Annotated in this window: 1 protein-coding gene; it reads left to right on the forward strand. The window is 66.9% G+C overall.

What is annotated here, in order from left to right:
• The coding region (locus ACT3HL_RS17585; protein WP_445088052.1) for an aldehyde dehydrogenase family protein at window positions 1-1200 on the forward strand (1200 nt) is incomplete at its 5' end.
• Between the last annotated feature and the right edge of the window lie 43 nt (window positions 1201-1243).

The raw sequence follows: 1243 nt of genomic DNA on the forward strand, positions 1-1243 counted from the left end.
GTCGACGAACTCGCGGAGATCGCCACCCGGGAGATGGGTCGGCCCATCGGGCAGTCGAAGGGGCTGGTCGGCAACGCCGTCGACTACATCGACTACTACGCGGGTATGACCGACAAGGTCGAGGGCGAGACGCTGCCGGTCGGCCCCTCCGAGCAGGCGTTCACGCGCAAGGAGCCGATCGGCGTCAGCGCACAGATCGTCCCGTGGAACGCCCCCGTGCTGCTGTGCCTCCGCGGCGTCGCGCCCGCGCTCGCTGCGGGGAACGCCGTCGTCGTCAAGCCCTCGCCGTTCGCGCCCGGCGTCATCCTGAAACTCGCCGAGATCGCCACCGAAGCGGGACTGCCCGACGGCCTGTTCAACGTCGTTTCGGGTGAGGTCGAGACGGGCGAGGCGCTGACGACGGACCCCCGGATCGATCAGCTCACGTTCACGGGGTCGGTCTCGACGGGCCAGATCGTCGCGAAGGCCGCGATCGACCAGGTCATTCCCTCCGTGCTCGAACTCGGCGGGAAGAGCCCCGCGGTCGTCTTCGAGGACGCCGACCTCGAGGCCGCCGTCGACGGGGCGCTGAAAGCGATGACGTTCATCAACGGGCAAGTGTGCTTTGCGACCACGCGGGTGTTCGTCCACGAGGACGTCTACGAGGAGTTCACACAGCGGTACGTTGACGCCGTCGAATCGCTGGATCTGGGCGCGGGGATGGAGAACCCCGACCTCGGGCCGGTGGTCACCGCGGAGGCGCTCGAGAACATCGACAGCTACGTCCAGAGCGCGCTCGCGGACGGCGCGACGGCGCTCACGGGGGGACGACCGGCCGAGCGGGCGGGGAACTTCTACGAGCCGACGATCATCGAGGGGGCGGCCGACGACGCGCAGATCTCCTGTGAGGAAGTGTTCGGCCCGGTGATCAACCTGTATTCGTTCTCCGAGGAATCAGAAGTCATCCGCCGGGCGAACGACACGGAGTTCGGACTGTACGCGACGGTGTGGACGAACACGCTGGATCGAGCCCACCGGGTGGCCAACGGGATCGAATCCGGGAGCGTGATGGTGAATCAGTACGCGGGCTCGCACCCGCAGACGCCGTTCGGCGGGTATAAAAAGAGCGGGCTCGGCCGCGAGAAGGGCATGCAAGCGGTCGACCACTACACGCAACTGAAAACGATCAACGTCGACATCGGCTCCACCGACGCCGAATAAGCGAACCACCCACCTCCGTCGACGCCGAATACGCGCACCACCC

This window comes from Halobellus sp. GM3 (genome assembly GCF_052545375.1).